We start from the raw sequence: 18,124 nt of genomic DNA, 5'->3' as shown, positions 1-18,124 counted from the left end.
TGCCACGTAGCGCGGCCCGTTCAAGAATCCGATTTACGTAGGACGAAGCAGCGATATTTCTATTGCTGCTTGACTTTAAAGCCACTTCAAGGTTTCCAATTGGTCTATGAAATCAGAAACCAGCACTCCTCCCACCACTGTTGACCCCTGCTGCTCCTCGGGCTGTTCCAGTACCGCAGCAGTGGTCCCTGCAGCCACAAGCAGCCCGGGCCAGGGCAAGCTGTTCCGAATCGCCACCATGGACTGCAGTGCCGAAGAGTCGGAGATCCGGCGGGCTCTGGAACCGCTTGAGGGAATCCGCTCTCTGGGTTTCCAGCTCGGCGCGCGCACGCTGAAGATCGATGCGGAGGATCGCGCCTTGCCCCTTGCGCTCGATGCCATCCGCAAGGCGGGTTTCGATCCACAGCCCGTGGCCACTGCGGCAAACACCCAGGGTAGCCAAGGCCGGGTGTTTCGCATTGCGACGATGGACTGTAGCGCCGAGGAGGCGGAGATTCGTCAGGCGCTGGAGCCTCTGGATGGGATCCGCTCTCTGGGTTTTCAGCTGGGCGCGCGGACGCTGAAGATCGACGCAGAGGAAGGCACCTACCCGTTGGCACTCGACGCCATCCGCAATGCGGGCTTCGATCCGCAACCAGTTGCAGGCGCCGGCGAAACTGAGGGCGGACACGCGGCTGGATCCGCCGAAGGCGACGACCATGGGCATGGTTTTGCAGGCGGCATCTCCCGTTTGGTGGCCGCGCTGGTGTTCGCCACAGGGGCTGAGGTACTTTCGTTCTTCGCGCCCGACCAGATGGCCTGGAAAGTGGCCGGCATGGCGATTGCCGCTCTGGCTATCTGGCTGGCCGGCATCGACACCTACAAAAAAGGCCTTGCGGCGCTGCTGCGCGGCAAGCTGAACATCAATGCGCTGATGTCGGTGGCCGTCACCGGCGCATTCCTCATTGGTCAGTGGCCAGAAGCCGCGATGGTGATGGCTTTGTACGCGATTGCGGAGCTCATCGAAGCCAAGGCAGTGGACCGGGCCCGAAACGCTATCAAGGGCTTGCTGGAACTGGCGCCCGAAGAGGCTTTGGTACTGGGCACCAACGGAGCGTGGACCGCTACACCGGTGGCTTCGGTGGCCATCGGAGCGACCGTGCGCATCAAGCCGGGCGAACGCGTGCCGCTGGACGGTAAGGTGACCAAGGGCAATGGCGCCATCAACCAGGCCCCCGTGACTGGCGAGAGCATCCCCGTGGACAAGGCACCTGGCGACCAGGTGTTCGCCGGCACGATCAACGAGACTGGTGAGCTGGAGTTCGAGGTCACAGCCTTGTCGAGCAACACCACCCTGGCCAGGATCATCCAAGCCGTTGAGCAGGCGCAGGGCACGCGCGCTCCGACGCAGCGCTTTGTGGATCGGTTCGCCTCCATCTACACCCCCGCAGTCTTCGCCATTGCCGTGGCGGTGGCGGTCCTCACTCCTTTCCTGATGGGACTTACCTGGCTGGAGGCGCTCTACAAGGCCCTGGTCCTGCTGGTGATCGCCTGCCCATGCGCTCTGGTCATTTCCACGCCGGTCACGGTGGTCAGCGGATTGGCCGCAGGAGCGCGCCGTGGGATCTTGATCAAGGGCGGAACCTACTTGGAAGATGCCCGGCTTCTGAAGGCGGTGGCGCTGGACAAGACCGGCACCATCACCGAAGGCAAACCCAAGCTGGTGAAGTGGAAGGTGTGGGGTGCCGGTGACGAGGCAGCAGTCCAGCAGATGGCTGCCAGCCTGGCGGCTCGTTCCGACCACCCGGTTTCCAAGGCGATTGTCCAGGGCTTGGATGTAAAGGGTCCAGAAGCAGAAAGCTTCAAGGCCTTGCCTGGGCGCGGCGTCGAAGGCATGGTCAATGGTGTGCGCTTGATGCTGGGCAATCACCGACTGATACATGAGCTAGGACTGTGCGATCCGGAGCTGGAGGCGGAGCTGGTCATCCACGAAAAGCAAGGCCGCACGGTAACCCTCCTGGCTGACGATTCGGGCGTCCTGGCGCTGTTCGCGGTAGCGGACACCATCCGTGAGACATCGAAACAGGCCATCGTCGATCTCAAGGCACTGGGTGTGACCTCGGTGATGCTGACCGGCGACAACACGGCCACCGCAAAGGCCATCGCTGCCCAGGCCGGCATTGATGACGCCCGTGGCGATCTGCTGCCCGAAGCCAAACTCGACGCCATCAAGGCAATGCAAGAGCGCTATGGCGCTACCGGAATGACCGGCGACGGCATCAACGATGCGCCGGCGCTGGCGCAGGCCGACATTGGCTTTGCCATGGGTGCAGCGGGAACCGACACGGCCATGGAAGCGGCCGATGTAGTCATCATGAACGATGACCTGCAGCGCGTCGCCGAGACAGTGCGTCTATCCAAGCGCACCCACGCCATTCTCTGGCAGAACATCACCCTGGCACTGGGCATCAAGAGCGTCTTCCTGGTGATGGCGGTCGTTGGCACGGCCACCATGTGGATGGCGGTCTTCGCGGACATGGGAGCGAGCTTGCTGGTGGTGGCCAACGGGCTGCGTCTGCTTCGCGGTACACGGGTGGAGCCAGCCGCCAAGCCAATCCGCTCAGAAACCAAGGAGCATGCGCATTCCCACTGAGCGTTCGTCAGTGCGCGCCAAGTCCACGGTGGGCTTGCGGAGCGCTTACTGAATGTCCCGCTTTCATTTCTTGGTTTTGGAGACCTCTTGCGCCACAAGGTCGGCCAGCTGTTTGTGGCCAAAGCTGGGTAGCGGGCGCCCGTTGACAAAGAAGGTCGGGGTCTTTTCGACCTTGAGGTCGGTCAGGTCTCGCACGTCCTGCAGCACCACGGCGTCCAATGCAGGGGCTGCGATGTCCGCCCGCGCCCGTTGAATGTCCAGCCCCGCCTGTTCGGGGTCGTGTCAGAATTCGGAAAATAAAGCACGGTAAGCGGTTTGCAGCGGCCGTGCATGTCCTCAACTGCCCGCTCAATCCTTGGCCAGCACGTCGATGATCGGACAAGTCGTATGGCCGTCCCTCACGTCGCACTGCTGTACCAGTTCCCCCAGCACCCGCTGCATGGCCGCGAGGTCAGCAATCTTCTGCTCGATCAGACCCAGCTTGCGTCCGGCCAGCGCCTGAGTCTCGCCGCAGGCGCGCGCCACATCCAAGGTCAGCAGTGCGGCCACCTCATCGAGCGTGAAGCCGAGCGCCTGTGCCCGCTTGATGAATCGCACACGCTTGGCCTGCTCAGGCGCATAGCGCCGATGCCCACCGAGTGGCTTGGGCGGCTCATCCAGCAGGCCGCGCCTCTGGTAGTAGCGAATCGTCTCGATATTCACACCGGCAGCGTCAGCCAGCTTGCCGATGGTCAGTACTGTTTCCATCACACTCCCCTTGACTCCGTACTTAAGTACGGGATTTATAGTAACAATTGGGCAAACAGGTTCAAGGAAAACGACATGGCACGACTCACTGAAAAAAGCTCGTTGATCGCGAGCGTACTGGCCGCCATCGGCGCGTCGGTGTGCTGTGTCGGGCCGCTTGTCCTGCTGGCGCTTGGCATTGGTGGCTCATGGGTTGGCAGCCTGACCGCGATCGAGCCGTACCGGCCCTTTTTCATCGGCATGACGCTGCTGTTTCTCGGACTGGCCTTCCGCAAGCTCTATCTGGTGCCGCAGGTCTGCACGCCCGGCACGCCGTGCGCTGATCCGCGCACACGCCAGCGGCAGCGCCTGACGTTCTGGATCGTCACCGTGCTGCTGCTTGGCCTGTTGGCCGTGCCGTGGTTCGCCCCATTGTTCTACTGAAAGGAGACTCCCATGCGCAGACTGCTGATTGCTCTGCTGGCAGCCATACCGCTCACCGTGCTGGCCGCTACCCCGAAAACCGTCACGCTGGCCGTGCAGAACATGACCTGCGAGCTATGCCCGATCACAGTCAAGAAGTCGCTGGAGAAAGTGCCCGGAGTGAGCGCCGTCAAGGTCGATTTCGACAGGAAAACGGCCATCGTCACCTATGACGCCGACAAGGCCCAGCCGGAGGCGTTGACCAAGGCCACGACGAACGCAGGCTATCCGTCCACCGTGCAGAAGTGACGCCACGATGAGCACTGTCATCCTCGAATCCGTGCTGACCTGTCCGCACTGCGGCCACGCACAAAAGGAAACCATGCCCACGGACGCTTGCCAGTTCTACTACGAGTGCCCGGCCTGCCATACGCTGCTGCGTCCAAAGCCGGGCGATTGCTGCGTGTTCTGTTCGTTCGGATCGGTGCCATGCCCGCCGATCCAGCAGCAGCGTGGGTGCTGCGGTTAAGTCGGGGACAGCGGTCGCAATGGCCTGAATTTTCCCGCGCCGATCTTGGCACTGCTGCGCCAGAGGTAATCGCCGGTCAGGTTGATGTGCTCCCAGCCGAGCGGCGACAGGTACTGCAACAGGCCGTCATCGACGGCTTGAGCGTGGCCACGTAAGGCGTTCGCGGCCCGCTCCAGATAGACCGTGTTCCACAGCACGATGGCGGCCGTGACCAAGTTGAGGCCGCTGGCTCGGTAGCGCTGCTGCTCGAAGCTGCGGTCGCGGATTTCCCCCAGGCGGTTGAAGAACACGGCGCGGGCCAGCGCGTTGCGCGCCTCGCCTTTGTTCAGCCCGGCATGCACGCGGCGGCGCAGCTCGACGCTTTGCAGCCAGTCCAGGATGAACAGCGTGCGCTCGATGCGTCCCAACTCGCGCAGGGCGACGGCCAGGCCGTTCTGGCGCGGGTAGCTGCCAAGCTTCCTGAGCATCAGCGAGGCCGTCACCGTGCCCTGCTTGATCGAGGTGGCCAGCCGCAGGATTTCGTCCCAGTGGGCGCGGACGTGTTTGATGTTGAGCGTGCCGCCGATCATCGGTTTCAATGTCTCGTAGGCGGCATCGCCCTTTGGAATGTAGAGCTTGGTGTCGCCCAGGTCGCGGATGCGCGGCGCGAAGCGGAAGCCCAAGAGGTGCATCAACGCGAAGACGTGATCCGTGAACCCTGCCGTGTCGGTGTAGTGCTCCTCGATGCGCAGGTCGGATTCGTGGTACAGCAGGCCGTCAAGCACGTAGGTCGAATCGCGCACGCCGACATTGACCACCTTGGTGTGGAACGGCGCGTACTGGTCGGAGATGTGGGTGTAAAAAGTCCGCCCTGGGCTGCTGCCGTATTTCGGGTTGATGTGGCCGGTGCTCTCGGCCTTGCTGGCGGTGCGGAAGTTCTGACCGTCCGACGATGACGTGGTGCCGTCGCCCCAATGCCCGGCGAAGGGGTGCCGGAATTGGGCGTTGACCACCTCGGCCAGCGCTGTGGAATAGGTTTCGTCTCGGGTATGCCAGGCTTGCAGCCAGGCGAGCTTGGCGTAGGTCGTTCCGGGGCAGGACTCGGCCATTTTCGTCAGCCCCAGGTTGATCGCGTCGGCCAGGATCGTGGTCAGCAACAGGTTCTTGTCCTTGGCCAGATCGCCCGATTTCAGGTGTGTGAAGTGGCGAGTGAAGCCCGTCCAATCATCAACCTCCATCAGAAGCTCGGTAATCTTGACGTGCGGCAAGATCATGGCCGTTTGGTCGATCAACGCCTGCGCAGTGTCCGGCATTGCCGCATCGGGGTGATCTCGGTTTCAATGCAAAATCGGAATCCTGCGTCAAAAAACTCCTTAGCGACAACAACTTAGCAGCGTTTTATAGTGTCTCCTGCATTGGGGAGGACGCTGATGTCGAGCTACCGGTACAGATTTGTCGGCTACGAGAAACTTCCATCGGGCCTGAACGCTGACGATGTGCAGTTGCACTGCCGCCTGCCTGACCGTTTGGTCAAGGAGATTCGGGATAGCAACTATGCAAAGCGCTACTACCTCGGGCTTGCTGTCCAACTTTCTTTCCTTGCCCTAACTGGTAGGAATCCAGACAGCAAACTCAGAATGCCAACCGCAATGCTGCGCTTGTTGTGTGAGCAGCTTGGCATCCACGCCAATACCACTGCGATAGGGTCTCTCAAGGCGCTGTACCAGAACGCAGATCGCACTCTCGCCAACCATCGGGCCTGGGTTCGAGAGAAGCTTGGCCTAGCGGCCTACGACACAAGCGCCGAAGAGCGTTTGCGAGCAGCACTTTCTCAGCAAGCCATCGATGCCGCTTCGGTGGATGAGGTCTTCAATTCTGCCGAGCAATGGCTTTTCGACAACAAGATTGTCCTGCCCGGCAAGCGCCACCTTCAAGACCTCGCTCGGTCGGCCTTCCGGGTGGTCGAGGAATTGGCGCTGACCACCATTCGCGCCGCAGTGACCCCAGTGCGCCTTCGCGCGATCCTAAAGGTCATGCACGAGGAGAGCATGGCGCCTGGGATTTCAGTCCTTGAGTGGCTCAAGCAATCAGCAGGCAAACACAGCTTAAAGGCCCTCAAGGAGGTCAACACGCGTATAGACGCCCTGAAGGCGCTCGGCGTCCATTTGTGGAAGCTAGAAGGACTTTCCATCGGACGCATCCACGCCTTCGCCCAAGCGGTGGTCAACCGACCGCCCTCGGAGACCGCGCGCCGAATCGAAGACACCCGCTCTGTAGAGATAGTGTGTTTTCTCAAGCATCTGCTGGGCGAACTCAGCGACGAAGCTATTTTTCGCAACAACCGGCATACCAGCGACATCGTTCGTTCGGGAACCAAACGCGTGCAAGCAAAACAGGCGCAACGGGCTCATGAGTACCGCTGCTCTATCGAATCGATGCGGGACATAGCGGCCAACACTGACATGAACGCCGAGGAGCGCCTTGCAGCCATCATGGCTCTTGCTGAGGATGTCTTGGGGCTCCCTCCTGTCAGCCATGCTGAGGTTGTGAGGGAAACCCTGACGGAACAAACGACGAGGGTTCGTACTGTACTCAATGGGATGACGTGCCTGGATCTGCAAGCGGATCCAGCGCATCCTGACTGCAAGCTCCTTGCCGCTCTACAGAAATTGAAAGCGGCTGGGGCCAAGGAGCTGCCAACGGAATTTGACACATCACTAGTCGATTCGAAATGGCGGCCCTTGCTGGAAGTACCTGACCGCGTAGCAGCTCTTCAGGCTTTTGAGGGATGCGCGTTGCTGCGCATTCGTAAGGGGCTGCTCGGGGGGAGCCTCTACGTCAATCACAGTGCCACCTATCAAAGCAAAGAGAGTCTCTTAATCCCCCAGGAAGAATGGGATCGAAATAAGGAAGCTCTTTGCGAAGCCTACGGCCTGGAGCTAGACCCAAGAAGGGCTCTCGATCTTCAATACGAATTGCTGCGGGCGGGTCTTGCAGATGTTGAGGCCGGACTAGAGAAAGGGTTGCTCGAAATCGATGAAGGCGGTTCCGTCAGGATCCCGGCCATCAGGGCCATGGAGGAAGAGCCAGAGCTGCGCCGCACGAACCAGTTCTTGAGCGAAACCATTGGCACGACGCAGTTGCCAGACATCATCTTGGAGATCGACAGTCGCACCCAGATCAGCACGACGCTGCTGGGGCGTCAGCCTGAGACTGCCCAGGAGCTTGTTGCCCTGTATGCAGGCTTGCTAGCCCACGGCACCGAGATCGACGCAAAAGCTGCCGCTTCCATGATTCCAGGCGTTCCTGTGAGTCACGTTTCTGCCGCCATGCGCATGCTGGAAGCACCTGGTCGCCTGCGGGCGGCCAACGACAGCGTAGTCGCGTTTCAGCAGCGTTTCCCAATCGTGAATCTCTGGAGCGACGGGACAAAAGCCTCTTCGGACATGATGGCACTGGACGCTACCCGTCACCTGTCTATTGCCCGAACCGATCCTCGTAGAAAGACCGCTGCCGCAGGTATCTACACCCACATTCTTGGCAGCTACCCCGTCATCTTCGATCAACCTATCGTGTTGATGACGCGCCAGGATGCTCCCGCTGTGCATGGGATTGACGCATACAACTCCAACAGTGAGGACCGCATCAAAGTCGATCTTCTTGCCGTTGATACACACGGCTATACCTATTCCGGCATGAGTGTGGCCAAGCTGCTCAGATTCGATCTGTGCCCGCAATTGGCGGGCCTACCAGACCGCAAAATCTGGACGCCCCGCTCGATCAAGGTGCCCGACGCCCTGGAGAAAGTGGCAATTCCCACGATTACCGAAAAAGCCATCCGTGATGGTTGGGACCAGACAATGCGGCTTATTGCCTCGATCAAGTCCGGACGCGTCAGTGTGGCCTGGGCACTGGCTCGCCACGGAAGCGCGGCTGCAGGAGATGACGTACGCCGCTGCCTGGATCAGTACGGCCGTCTGCTTCGCTCCGTTTTTCTTTGCGACTACTTCACCAATGATGCTTTCCGGCGGGAGATTCACACTCTTCTCAATCGTGGCGAATCGGTTCACTTGCTCCAACGCGCCATCTACTATGGGCGTGTCACTGCCGAGCGCGGCCGGCGCCGCGACGAACTCAGGTCCATCTCTGGTGCACATGCACTGCTGACCAATATGGTGATCGGCTGGAACACCCTGAAGCTGCAGGAAACCGTGGATCGGTTGAAGTCAGGTGGTCAACGCATCGAGGAAAACGTACTGCGGCGCATCGGCCCTGTGCACTTCGGACACATCAATTTTCGGGGCCTGATGAGCTTTAGCGTGGACCGGTACGCGAGCGTGCTCCTTCGAGAGCACGCAGCGCAAAAACGGGCCCGAGCCAGTTGAGCCCAAACGACGTTGCATTTCCAATTTCAGTTTTTTCTTTGCAAAATCGGAAAGCTGTTCTATACGAATCAATGACTTAGCGTTTCTGGCCATTTCGCTTTTTCATTTATTTCGTGCAAAACCGGAAAGTAGAGTCAGAGCCGGACGTTCGAAATGCACCGCCGAAACGATCTCTTTCCTACAGGCCACACCATCGATAACTAGGCGCTACACGGTGCCGGTGGTCGCTTCGTCGCCTGTGATAGACCTTAGGTCACGGGCCGAGTGTGGCGGGCAGTTAGGTCGGCTGGAGTTGGCGCTCAACTTGCAATGCGCCACAGTCATGTGCTGACACTCGGCTTTGCCCACATTGACCAAGAGATTACCCGCCACGGCGCATTCGAGCAGGTGATACCTGTCCATCACGTCCAGAGACTTCTTGCAACTTTGCGCAATGCTCTCGTAACATGGATCACAGACCAATCTTGAGCAAAAAAACGGGAGGCGATAGGTGCGGATGTTTGGAGTTATTGAATGACAGGGGCGTTTGAAGCTGCGCCCTCATTAGTCCCGCCAAGCTACAGGGGTCGAGAGCAGGCTTGGATAAAGCACCAACTGCTGGAAAGCTACCTTGAGAAGCTCATGCTGATCGTGGGCATGGCGGCCAAGAGGCAGGGAACGATAGAGATTTGCTACGTTGACTGCTTCTCCGGCCCATGGGGCACGAGCGAACTGGAGAGCACATCCATCGCCGTATCTTTGAGGACTATGGCTAAGTGTCGGCAGAAGCTTGCTGAACTTGGCGTCACGGCGTCAATGCGAGCCCTCTACATCGAAAGGGATGACCAAGCTTTCGCAAACCTTGAACGGTACCTAGATAGCGCAACGCCCGATACGGTGAGCGCAAAGTGCTTTCATGGGGACTTTGTGGATCTCCGCGAGCAAATCCTCACTTGGAGCGGACGCGGTGCATTCACTTTTTTCTTCATCGACCCGAAGGGCTGGAAGTCAATTGGAATTGACAAGCTCAGACCACTCCTCCAACGGCCGCGTTCCGAGTTCTTGATCAACTTCATCTACGACTTCATCAATCGCACTGCATCCATGGCTGAGTGGCAGTCCGACATCGCGGAGTTCCTGGGAGTGCCGATTGAGGCAGTGCAAGAGCTTGAGCATCACTCGCCGCAGGACCGCGAGGAGAAACTACTGGGGCACTATCGCAGCAGCCTCAAAGCAGCTCTTCCACCCCAGCGAAGTCCCTTCATCGGACGCACAGCCTACGTTCGAGTCCTTGATCCGAGCCGCGAACGGGCCAAGTATCACTTGGTCTATCTCAGTAGCCATCCGAAGGGCACCATCGAGTTCATGACTATTTCCCATGGAGTTGAGGCCATACAGCAACGCGTGCGCGCTGATCGCCGCAAAGATGCGCGCGAAGAAGCGAGCGGTATTCGGGACATGTTTGCCGACGAGATGCCGATGACGCCCGCAGGACTGGACAACGCGAACGACGTGGATCGATACTGGCTTACCACTCTCAGCCAAGTTCCAACGGTAGTGGGTGAGCCCGTCTTCGCCGATATTCTGGAGGCGACAAACTGGATGCCACAAGACTTGCAAGCTTCACTGCTGCGCCTGATCAAGGCCGGAAAACTCAAAAATCTGGATGCTCTGCATCCCCGAAACACGCGGCCCTTGCACCCAGAAAAGGCGGAGAGGCTTGTCCTGCTCTAGCGCATCTCGCACTGACAATCGCATTCCTTATGGGAGATGGATCAGAGAGCGCTGTTTTGGTGCCGACAGCTGATCCTCGGCCTCCAATGAACTGCCCTTCCTGCGTTGGCCGCCATTCTTGGTCGTCACGAGAATATCGCCGCAGCGGATGGCCTCATCCAGAGATGCCTTGAGCATTTTTTCCGTTGCGGGGGTGTTGCTGCCCACGTGGTGGGCCAGCTCGCGAAAGGTGACCGCTTGGTCGCCTTTGTCAAATACCCAAGGCACAAGCTTGCGCTCCAATCCCGAGGTGCACTTGTGTGCAGCAAGCTTGTCGAACTGAAACTCTTCGCCAAACGAGAGCGCGTCCTGACTTGTCACTTCACCGTCCTTGCTTGCAGAGTAGCCAAGCGTGAACATGTCTGGTTCAAGGTAGTGCGTGAATTGGTTGGACTTGCCCCAATGAATTTCCATCATGACATCGCGCGCCTTGTAGTTGTTCGACAGGTGCACGAGCCAATACGTCCAAGGACTGCTACCGAGCGGTGTCACATAGAAGATGGTGGAATGTCGCGCGCCACTGGTCCGTATGAGCGCATTGGCCAAGTTGCGCTGAATGGCCGCTCGCCAGGCGGGCCCGCTCGTGCCCCGCAAGGATTCGAGCGCTGTCCAGTCGATGTACTCCGCGAAACCCATTTGCGCCATCTTCTCGCGGCTCTTATGGTTGTCGCTGAGAAATGAAATCAGGCTATCGACAGCGAAAGTAAGGATGACCTCGGCACCTTCGATGGTGCTGAAGATTTCTTTGAGCAATGCGCCTGGGACTTGGTCCCAGGCGTACTGATCAAGGAGGAATATCGACCGGTGTTTTCTAGACCTGCTCTGAATGTCCTTCCGGATCCCAGCAAAGTTTTTCTGAAACGTCCCTGGCAAAGTGATGATGTCTTGTCCCTTGCGATGAACCCCATATCGGGCTGTCAAAAGCGCGTTCAGGTATTCAAAGTTTGAGCGCGTCTTCTCGACGAAGTAGTAGCGCACGTCCAGGGTACGCGGCTTCTCGCGACCCACGTTCAGAAGTGCACCTTGCTCGGTCAACGCGTCAATCACGATTTGTGGGGAGCCAGGCACGAATTCGCCCGCCTTCTCCCCGCTGTACTCTCCACCTCCCGCAAAGCCATCCACGATGGAAAGGACCAGCCGATCAATGACGTAGTTGCTCATGAGCACCTGAACATAGCGGCTCAGGTACTCCCGGACGATTTCATGCTTCACAACACTGTGGGGGTCCAGTGGTGGTGGTGAGGAACCAACTACCCAAACGTACTTATCGGAGTGTTTCACCATCTTTGTTGTTGCTGAGGGCCTGCTGCATGATATCGCCGCGCTACTGAGTGCAGAGCCTCTCTAACCAAGCTCGGCTGCTCAAGAATCAAGGTCTTGACACTTCACAACTGAGCGCTTTGTTCCAGCCTTATGGGAATGGTCACACGTTGAACAACAGTAGTCGGCATTTCGTCCCAAGTACGTCCGTTGAGTTCGCGTCCGTTGGCTGCCTTCGCACGTTTTTTGCCATCTGCACCCCAGCCACCCCACTGCTTGAAGAAGAATGCGACCTCCTGTTCTTGGCATTGAACACGCACAGCCTCCGCCCATTCAGTTTTCATAGGGCGTGCTTTGGGCCCCGATTCACCACCGACGATGACCCAGTGAATGTCTGTTAGGTCAAGCTCGCCCACATCGGAAAGAAGCGGTTCTACGGAAAGAAACCGAATACTCGCCGGCACCTTGCGCAGATGATCGATGCGAGGCACTCCGTATTTTCGGTCTTCCACTGACACGCCTAGCCAAGCGTTGCTCGGAACAGCGCGATGTCGGAAAAAGCGCTCCATCCTGGCGGCCCGCTTCGTCAGAATTTGGTACGTATGGTGAGGCGTCTGCGCAATCACCTCAAAAACCTTCTCGATGTACTCATTGGGTACCCGCTCATGAAACAGGTCGGACATTGAGTTCACAAAGTAGACCGTCGGCTTCTTACGCTTGAGGGGATCATTGAGGCGGTCCGGCAAGAGCGTCAATGCAAATCCGTTCTCATAACCCGGCGTGCCCATTGCCTTGAGTCGTTTTGCCATCGCCTCCGCATAGCAGTGTTTACACCCAGGAGAAATCTTGGTGCAACCCACTGTTGGATTCCACGTTTGCTCTGTCCACTCAATTTTGCTGGTCGTTGTCATACCGTTACCCCCCACTTCGTTAGCTTAGCCTTGCCAGTTGGCGGTGGTCTAAAAGTTCGCACAATTCCCCTGACCACACCAATGATCCTCAGCGATTTTTGAGGTTCTAGAGGCTGCATGCTGGCGTTTCGAGGCACTAGGCGAGGCCGTCCCTCGAACATCTGGAATTCTTTCACCGTGACGTGGCCATCCGCCTCCGCAATCACGATTTCGCCTGGTGCAGCTTGATGCGCAATTTCAACCGCTGCGATGTCCCCGCTCAGGATCCCAGCGTCCACCATTGAATCGCCGCGCAACTTTACAAAGACGGTTTTTAAAGGCTTTGCCGTCAGCATTTGGTCTAGAGCCTGAGCTTGCATAAGGCCATTGGCCTCAAAGTCGGCACCAAATCCTGCGCGCACCTCGTCGTCACTGAGGTCCAACGTAAAGAATCTCTCGCTCGGTGCCACGCGTCCCCCAGGAGACTTCACCAAGTGCCCAGTTGAGATGAGTCGGCCGATGAGCTTGAAGGCGGCGTTTTTGGCCTTGAATCCCAGATGGGAAGCGATCCGACTGTAAGACGGAAAGCATCCCTCACTCCTATACAGCGCTCGGAGACTGAGCAAATGCATCGTGTCGCGGTTGGTTCGGGCCATGCTCGATATTTTAGTGAACAAACGTACACTAATCAAATTTGACTCACCAACGCGCCTTCAGGTATCCAGCAGACTTCGATCTTTCCCCAGAAGCGCCTGCGAATCAGAACTTGCGACTACCATTGGGCAGACCGCGTCAAACGAGATCACCTATGCAGATTTTTGCTTCCGGCGAAGGCCGTAAATTGAATGCTCCGGATGAGTTCTTGCCTCGGGGATCTGTAGGCAAGGTGGTGGGTCTCATTGATCTGGGGAAGAACAATGGATCCAATCATTTCGGTTGGTCTGGGGTCAAAGCTGTCATTGACTTCGAGGGCGACGCTTACGTTTTGGATTTCCCAGAGCACACCCGCTTGGTAACCGACGATGGGCTCGAACTCACGCAGACAGATGCAGGGGAAGTTGGAGGCTGGTGGCCCGATTCGGGCGATATTCAGCGCTATGGACTGCGCTGGATCGAATTGACGTACTGAGCCATGCTTCGACTTGCCAAGCGCAGCTCCAGTAGAGCCGAGCGAGGGGGCAGAAAGGTGGCCCCCACTTTTCCGACGAGAGGTATTTTCACTATCAGTGAACCCCAGCTTTGTTATCTGAGGGCCTGTCGTCTACCTTCCTGGCTGCCTTTTCAATGAAGGCTTTTAAGACGAGTTGCAAGTTGCGAACCGGTAGCCTGAGTTAGCCCCGCGCGGCCATCGACCAAAAACAACGACTTGCAGAACGGCCGATAGAGCCACGATCGATCATCCACCGCCACCCATCTGCGATGTGGCACATCGTTGGCCCAAAGCCAGGCATGGCACTCGGCGTCCCGCTCGTACCCCACTAGCGTATTCGGAACGTTCGTTAGATCGCGATATCTGGGGGTGACGCCTTCGACCATTGCGGCAATGTCCGGAGAGAACCTTCGCAATAGATCCTCATAGGATTGTTCCAGCCGCCAGGTGCTGGTGATCACGATATGGCACTCGGGCACCTGTCGTAACGCATCTTCCAAGATCGATAGGCAACAGAAGTGCTTCGACTCATGGCAATGCTCTGGGTGTAGGACCCCATCAAAATCTAGAAAGAGTATGGGCACAGTGCTACTTCAGAAACAGATTTCCAACAGGGCTGAATATTTTTCCGAGTTAGCGAACCAATGAGACTATTTGGTCGTGGTCTTTTTAGTCTCATTGGACGGAAATCGGGTGGATGTCTTCCCGAAAGCGTGTTCCACCCCAAGCCGACTTTGGTCGGGCGCTGCAGCAATTGCGCGCGGCACGCGGCTTGGTTCAGGAAGACATGTTGCTGGCAACGAGCCGCCGACACATCAGTCGCATCGAGCAGGGACATCAAGTGCCCAGTATTCGCACCATCGAGGTACTGGCCGAGCAGATGCAGATCCACCCTTTGACCTTGATTGCTACCGCGTACTGCCCAGACCTGGACACGACCTTGGTCAATGAACTAATCAAGACCGTCAAAGCAGACTTCAAGGGCATCATTTCAGACTAGGCGTGGCATTCCGAGTCGGCCTGTTCTTTGGCATGCTGAACCAGGATTTGAAGCCCTTGTATCAGACCGGTGCCAATGGGTGTGGCATCTTGACGTTGCAGCATCCGATTGACGATCTCCCGATCCACGGCAGTGCTGAGCAAGCACAGTGCTTCTTGCAGAGTTTCCAGACCCACTTCCAAGCTGTCGCCTGAACGCTTGGCTCCCGCCTTGGTCAGAAGCAACAGGGTGAGCGGTAAGGCAGCACGAGCGGGATCATGATCCCCGCTCCAACCCGAGCCAGACAGAAGGTCTCGGAGCTGGTCTGACACCAACAAAAGGTGGTTGTCATCCAGCGCATCCGGCAAGATGGATTCCCATCCCCGTGATGTGATCAGACCCATCATGTCCTGTGGACCAAACTTTCCGAGAGTCGCTTTTTCTAAACGCAGCATCATTCGCTATTCCAGTTAATATGAGACCAATTGGTCCCGTTCGAGACCGTGGCGTGCGAAGATAACTGAACAGAGATGGCGTTTTTTCGTTCCAAGTGCGCCCGTCTCCCAATGGAAATATACCGGTTGCCCAAATGTGCTTAAAGAGGCAACCAGTCTGTTGTCTCATTCGTTTGCCCCGTGAAAAACCGCCTGAATCTCACCCGCTTGGCCGAACTTGATCGGCAGTTTTGCGATTTCGCGAAGCTGCAGCGAAATGCCACGCCCAGGTGTGGCTGGGCAAAGACGGTGAGATTGGCCTTGGGCATGAGTTCCAAAGCGCTAGGTGAGCGTTTGGGCATGACGGCACAGGGAGTCCGCAAACTGGAGCAGGCCGAGGCCAACGGCACTATCACGCTGAATACGCTTACACGTTTGGCTCATGGCCTGGACTGTGAAGTGCACTACATGTTTGTTCCCCGAACCAGCTTGGTGGAGCAGGTGCTCAACCGTACTCAAGAGATCGCTGGAATTTCGTTGCCGTCCACGTTGAAGGGGGCGGAGGTGCTGACAGATGCAGAGACGCTGATGGCCCTTACCAGTGCACTGGTAAAAGTGAGCAAGCGTGGCCTTTGGTGAGTCAGCGCTGGTTCTCCTACCGATACAACCCCGCGATGAGTTTGAACTTCGTTACTATCATTAGCGCAAAGCAAGCCCCCGGTGCGACCTCTGCGAAAGCATGCCCCCGGGGGCGACGTTTTTCTGAGAGGTACTTTGATGAAATCGCTCTCCGAAGCTCGCGACAGCTCTTGAGAGATCCCCGCGCCATGGAATTGCACCGCACAGGTCAGGCTTGCCCGCAAGGCGAAGCGCGTCATCACAATCAAGGTGAAGCACGCTCTTCCTGTCATCACCGCAAGGGAATATGCGCGCTCGGGCGATGCAACCAAAGATCCGACGCTCATGCGACGCCGCTACGCCATTGTTAACGGGACTGATCGGTAACTCGTGGACACGAATTCTGCCCTCACCGCCCTAGAAGACCACATCGCTATTCTCACTATGCTTGTGCGGCGCATGGTTGATGAGTCTGGCGACCCAACTGGTTTCGACGCACAGGCCTGGCTTGATCACTGGCTCGTGGGGGTGGTCCCAGCATTGGGTGACCGGAGGCCTCTCGATGTGCTAAACGAGCCCGGTGGCCTGGAGGTTCTGAGAAGCTTGCTCTTGCAGGCCCAGTACGGCACGTTTTCGTAGGTGTAAGCAGGGTGTTGGTAAGTTCAGAGTCCGATCTGGACCTGCCTTCATCCCCGCTGGGCAAATCGCCACCAAACAGAATCCCGACATACGGTTATGTCCACTAACCAGAGCTCCCCTTATCTCCCTGCGTCCACTCCACGCAGCGCGGACGTCGTTCTGTATCTCGACCTCGATGGTGTTGTCCACCATGAGAAGGTGCTCTGGCATCCCCGCAAAGGCATCTACATGAGTCCGTATGAGGCTGCAGGACATTCATTGTTCGAATGGATCCCCATCCTTGAGTCGGTGCTTGAACCCTACCCAGCCGTTGCCTTGGTACTGAGTAGCACCTGGTGCATCCGTCCGGGATACAGCGCAACACTCAAACGCCTTCCTGCTTCCATACGTGCACGGTTCATTGGTGGGACGTACCACAGGCGTGTGCATGGTGTGGATCCCTGGAACCTGTCCATGTTCCGCACCACCCCCCGGGGCGTGCAAATTCAAGAAGACGCTCAGCGAAGAAAACCCCGGCAGTGGATAGCTCTTGATGACGATCTGGAGGATTGGCCTGACTCTTGTTGGCAAAACCTGGTCGCATGCGATGGAACAACGGGCTTGTCAGACACCGGAGTCCAGCAGGAGCTGGGGGAGAAGCTGCGCTGCTGCTTTTCGGCTTTGTCAGATAACCACTTGTAGTTTCTAGCAACAACCAGCTGACGAGGGAGGCAATGAAGCCTGCTGCCATGACGAAAGCCAGGGTGGTCGCTGGCGAGAAGCCCAACGCCACCAGCATCGCCATTACGATGGGCGTGAGGATCAGCGCGGCTCTATCGTTGGCAAATAGGGCAGACACTGCAGCCCCCAGAATTACGAATAAGGCAAACAGCTTGCGGCCTCGACCGCCGCCCCAGCGCGCGAAGTGCAGCGCCGCCCATTCAAAGAATCCGGCTTCATCCAGCAGCAGACTGACGATGATCACCGCGACAAAGGTGGCCGTCGCGTTCCACACGATGTGCGCAGCCATCTACTATGGGTGCGTCGCAGCTGAGCGCAGTCGGCGTGGTCGGGGTTGAACGCTCGGACGCGTCTCTCGTAGAAATTGCATGGGTGTCAAATTTTGCGGCCCGCGGGAGGCTTGCGCAGTACCGCGCTCCTGCATTTTCGTACTCTGGGTTGATCGACTCTGCGCTGTTTGAAACGCATCGCTAACCTGCGGCTGTACTTAATGCGGGGATCCGTTTGTGGATGGCATTGGACCCACCAGCGCCGAATCCACCAAACCACAACTGCAGTCACTAGCATTGCGAGCATCACCCAGACGAGCTTGCCCGGCACGCTGATCATCAGGCGGGTCATACCAGCCCCCTTTGTCGCGCGCTCTTGCCGAATGCAGTTGCCATCGCGTCGATATGGGCTGGTACGTTCATCCAACCATCCTTGGAATAGACATGAGCACCTCGCGCAAATAGTCAACAAGCGTGCTCAAGATCCACGGTCCGACAATGATCAGCGCGAAGATCGCGGCAATCAGCTTCGGGATGAATGAGAGCGTGGCCTCGTTGATTTGCGTAACTGCCTGAAAAATGCTCACGACCAGACCAACCAAGAGCACGACCAGTACGATGGGCGCGGCAATCATCAGTAGTAGATGGAGACCGGTTTGGCCCGCAGTCAGGACTTGCTGAGAATCCATAGCGTGAGATCTATCGATTGAGGAGGCAGCATGCGGCGCGTGCTGTGCAC

General features: G+C 57.8%; 18 protein-coding genes and 2 pseudogenes. 10 read left to right on the top strand and 10 right to left on the bottom strand.

Going from position 1 to position 18,124, the window contains the following annotated elements; translation table 11 throughout:
• Window positions 1–181 precede the first annotated feature (181 nt).
• Window positions 182–2,632 carry a heavy metal translocating P-type ATPase gene (locus tag IHV84_RS07335; RefSeq protein ID WP_370541222.1) on the top strand — a complete coding sequence of 817 codons (2,451 nt, stop codon included), beginning with the start codon at window positions 182–184 and terminating at the stop codon, window positions 2,630–2,632.
• A 63-nt stretch (window positions 2,633–2,695) separates the two neighbouring features.
• Here the strand turns inward: IHV84_RS07335 and IHV84_RS07330 are convergent, their stop codons facing one another.
• Entirely contained in the window at window positions 2,696–2,851 is a 156-nt protein-coding gene (locus IHV84_RS07330; RefSeq protein ID WP_233099885.1) for a hypothetical protein, read from the bottom strand.
• Between the two features lie 129 nt (window positions 2,852–2,980).
• On the bottom strand, window positions 2,981–3,379 hold the full coding sequence (gene merR / locus IHV84_RS07325; RefSeq protein WP_044402355.1) for an Hg(II)-responsive transcriptional regulator: 399 nt from the start codon (window positions 3,377–3,379) through the stop codon (window positions 2,981–2,983).
• Window positions 3,380–3,454: 75 nt separating this feature from the next.
• Between merR and IHV84_RS07320 the strand changes: the two genes are divergently transcribed.
• Genes IHV84_RS07320 through IHV84_RS07310 form a run of 3 tightly spaced genes read left to right on the top strand, consistent with a single transcriptional unit; the run spans window position 3,455 to window position 4,310 of the window.
• The gene (locus tag IHV84_RS07320; RefSeq protein ID WP_198846370.1) at window positions 3,455–3,802 is read left to right on the top strand and encodes a mercuric transporter MerT family protein; all 348 of its coding nucleotides are present in this window, start codon (window positions 3,455–3,457) and stop codon (window positions 3,800–3,802) included.
• A 12-nt stretch (window positions 3,803–3,814) separates the two neighbouring features.
• On the top strand, window positions 3,815–4,090 hold the full coding sequence (gene merP, locus IHV84_RS07315; RefSeq protein WP_198846369.1) for a mercury resistance system periplasmic binding protein MerP: 276 nt from the start codon (window positions 3,815–3,817) through the stop codon (window positions 4,088–4,090).
• A gap of 7 nt (window positions 4,091–4,097) precedes the next feature.
• Complete coding sequence (locus IHV84_RS07310) at window positions 4,098–4,310, top strand: GDCCVxC domain-containing (seleno)protein (RefSeq protein ID WP_084601576.1); 213 nt, start codon at window positions 4,098–4,100, stop codon at window positions 4,308–4,310.
• On the opposite strand, the pseudogene IHV84_RS07305 reads toward IHV84_RS07310, so the two are convergent.
• Window positions 4,307–5,611: pseudogene (locus IHV84_RS07305) on the bottom strand (Tn3 family transposase); the annotation flags it as partial. The gene IHV84_RS07310 and the pseudogene IHV84_RS07305 sit on opposite strands and share 4 nt — an antisense overlap.
• A gap of 108 nt (window positions 5,612–5,719) precedes the next feature.
• Here IHV84_RS07305 and IHV84_RS07300 point away from each other — a divergent pair.
• Window positions 5,720–8,674, top strand: coding sequence for a Tn3 family transposase (locus IHV84_RS07300; protein ID WP_198846368.1), 2,955 nt, complete (start codon window positions 5,720–5,722; stop codon window positions 8,672–8,674).
• Window positions 8,675–9,187: 513 nt separating this feature from the next.
• Window positions 9,188–10,387 (top strand): three-Cys-motif partner protein TcmP, encoded by a 1,200-nt coding sequence (gene tcmP, locus IHV84_RS07295; RefSeq protein WP_198846367.1) that lies wholly within the window; start codon window positions 9,188–9,190, stop codon window positions 10,385–10,387.
• 27 nt (window positions 10,388–10,414) lie between these two features.
• On the opposite strand, the gene IHV84_RS07290 is transcribed toward tcmP, so the two are convergent.
• The 3 genes from IHV84_RS07290 to IHV84_RS07280 form a co-directional block, all read right to left on the bottom strand.
• Window positions 10,415–11,638: a three-Cys-motif partner protein TcmP gene (locus IHV84_RS07290; protein ID WP_198846366.1), complete on the bottom strand. Its 1,224-nt coding sequence runs from the start codon at window positions 11,636–11,638 to the stop codon at window positions 10,415–10,417.
• Window positions 11,639–11,811: 173 nt separating this feature from the next.
• Window positions 11,812–12,597, bottom strand: coding sequence for a DUF5131 family protein (locus tag IHV84_RS07285; protein ID WP_198846365.1), 786 nt, complete (start codon window positions 12,595–12,597; stop codon window positions 11,812–11,814).
• Window positions 12,594–13,232 (bottom strand): LexA family transcriptional regulator, encoded by a 639-nt coding sequence (locus IHV84_RS07280; RefSeq protein WP_198846364.1) that lies wholly within the window; start codon window positions 13,230–13,232, stop codon window positions 12,594–12,596. Before IHV84_RS07280 ends, IHV84_RS07285 begins: the two co-directional genes overlap by 4 nt.
• Before the next feature lie 152 nt (window positions 13,233–13,384).
• On the opposite strand from IHV84_RS07280, the gene IHV84_RS07275 reads away from it, so the two are divergent.
• Window positions 13,385–13,705 (top strand): hypothetical protein, encoded by a 321-nt coding sequence (locus IHV84_RS07275; RefSeq protein WP_198846363.1) that lies wholly within the window; start codon window positions 13,385–13,387, stop codon window positions 13,703–13,705.
• Between the two features lie 152 nt (window positions 13,706–13,857).
• On the opposite strand, the gene IHV84_RS07270 is transcribed toward IHV84_RS07275, so the two are convergent.
• A complete protein-coding gene (locus IHV84_RS07270; protein ID WP_198846362.1) occupies window positions 13,858–14,310 on the bottom strand; it encodes an HAD domain-containing protein in 453 nt (150 codons plus the stop codon).
• Window positions 14,311–14,423: 113 nt separating this feature from the next.
• On the opposite strand from IHV84_RS07270, the gene IHV84_RS07265 reads away from it, so the two are divergent.
• Window positions 14,424–14,726: a helix-turn-helix domain-containing protein gene (locus IHV84_RS07265; protein WP_082564961.1), complete on the top strand. Its 303-nt coding sequence runs from the start codon at window positions 14,424–14,426 to the stop codon at window positions 14,724–14,726.
• Here the strand turns inward: IHV84_RS07265 and IHV84_RS07260 are convergent.
• A complete protein-coding gene (locus IHV84_RS07260; protein WP_233099882.1) occupies window positions 14,723–15,160 on the bottom strand; it encodes a hypothetical protein in 438 nt (145 codons plus the stop codon). The two genes, IHV84_RS07265 and IHV84_RS07260, sit on opposite strands and share 4 nt — an antisense overlap.
• A 180-nt stretch (window positions 15,161–15,340) precedes the next feature.
• Here IHV84_RS07260 and IHV84_RS07255 point away from each other — a divergent pair, with 180 nt between their 5' ends.
• Window positions 15,341–15,778 carry a helix-turn-helix domain-containing protein gene (locus tag IHV84_RS07255; RefSeq protein ID WP_056745031.1) on the top strand — a complete coding sequence of 146 codons (438 nt, stop codon included), beginning with the start codon at window positions 15,341–15,343 and terminating at the stop codon, window positions 15,776–15,778.
• 714 nt (window positions 15,779–16,492) lie between these two features.
• Window positions 16,493–17,077: an HAD domain-containing protein gene (locus IHV84_RS07245; RefSeq protein WP_198846434.1), complete on the top strand. Its 585-nt coding sequence runs from the start codon at window positions 16,493–16,495 to the stop codon at window positions 17,075–17,077.
• Between the two features lie 4 nt (window positions 17,078–17,081).
• Here IHV84_RS07245 and IHV84_RS07240 read toward each other — a convergent pair.
• A pseudogene (locus tag IHV84_RS07240) lies at window positions 17,082–17,396 on the bottom strand (ArsB/NhaD family transporter); the annotation flags it as partial.
• A 408-nt stretch (window positions 17,397–17,804) separates the two neighbouring features.
• Window positions 17,805–18,074 carry a flagellar biosynthesis protein FliQ gene (gene fliQ, locus IHV84_RS07235; protein ID WP_198846360.1) on the bottom strand — a complete coding sequence of 90 codons (270 nt, stop codon included), beginning with the start codon at window positions 18,072–18,074 and terminating at the stop codon, window positions 17,805–17,807.
• Between the last annotated feature and the right edge of the window lie 50 nt (window positions 18,075–18,124).

Origin of the sequence: Acidovorax sp. IB03 (assembly GCF_016406015.1) — a bacterium.
Classification (GTDB): Bacteria; Pseudomonadota; Gammaproteobacteria; order Burkholderiales; family Burkholderiaceae_C; genus Acidovorax; species Acidovorax temperans.
This window is presented reverse-complemented; position numbering and strand designations above follow the sequence as displayed.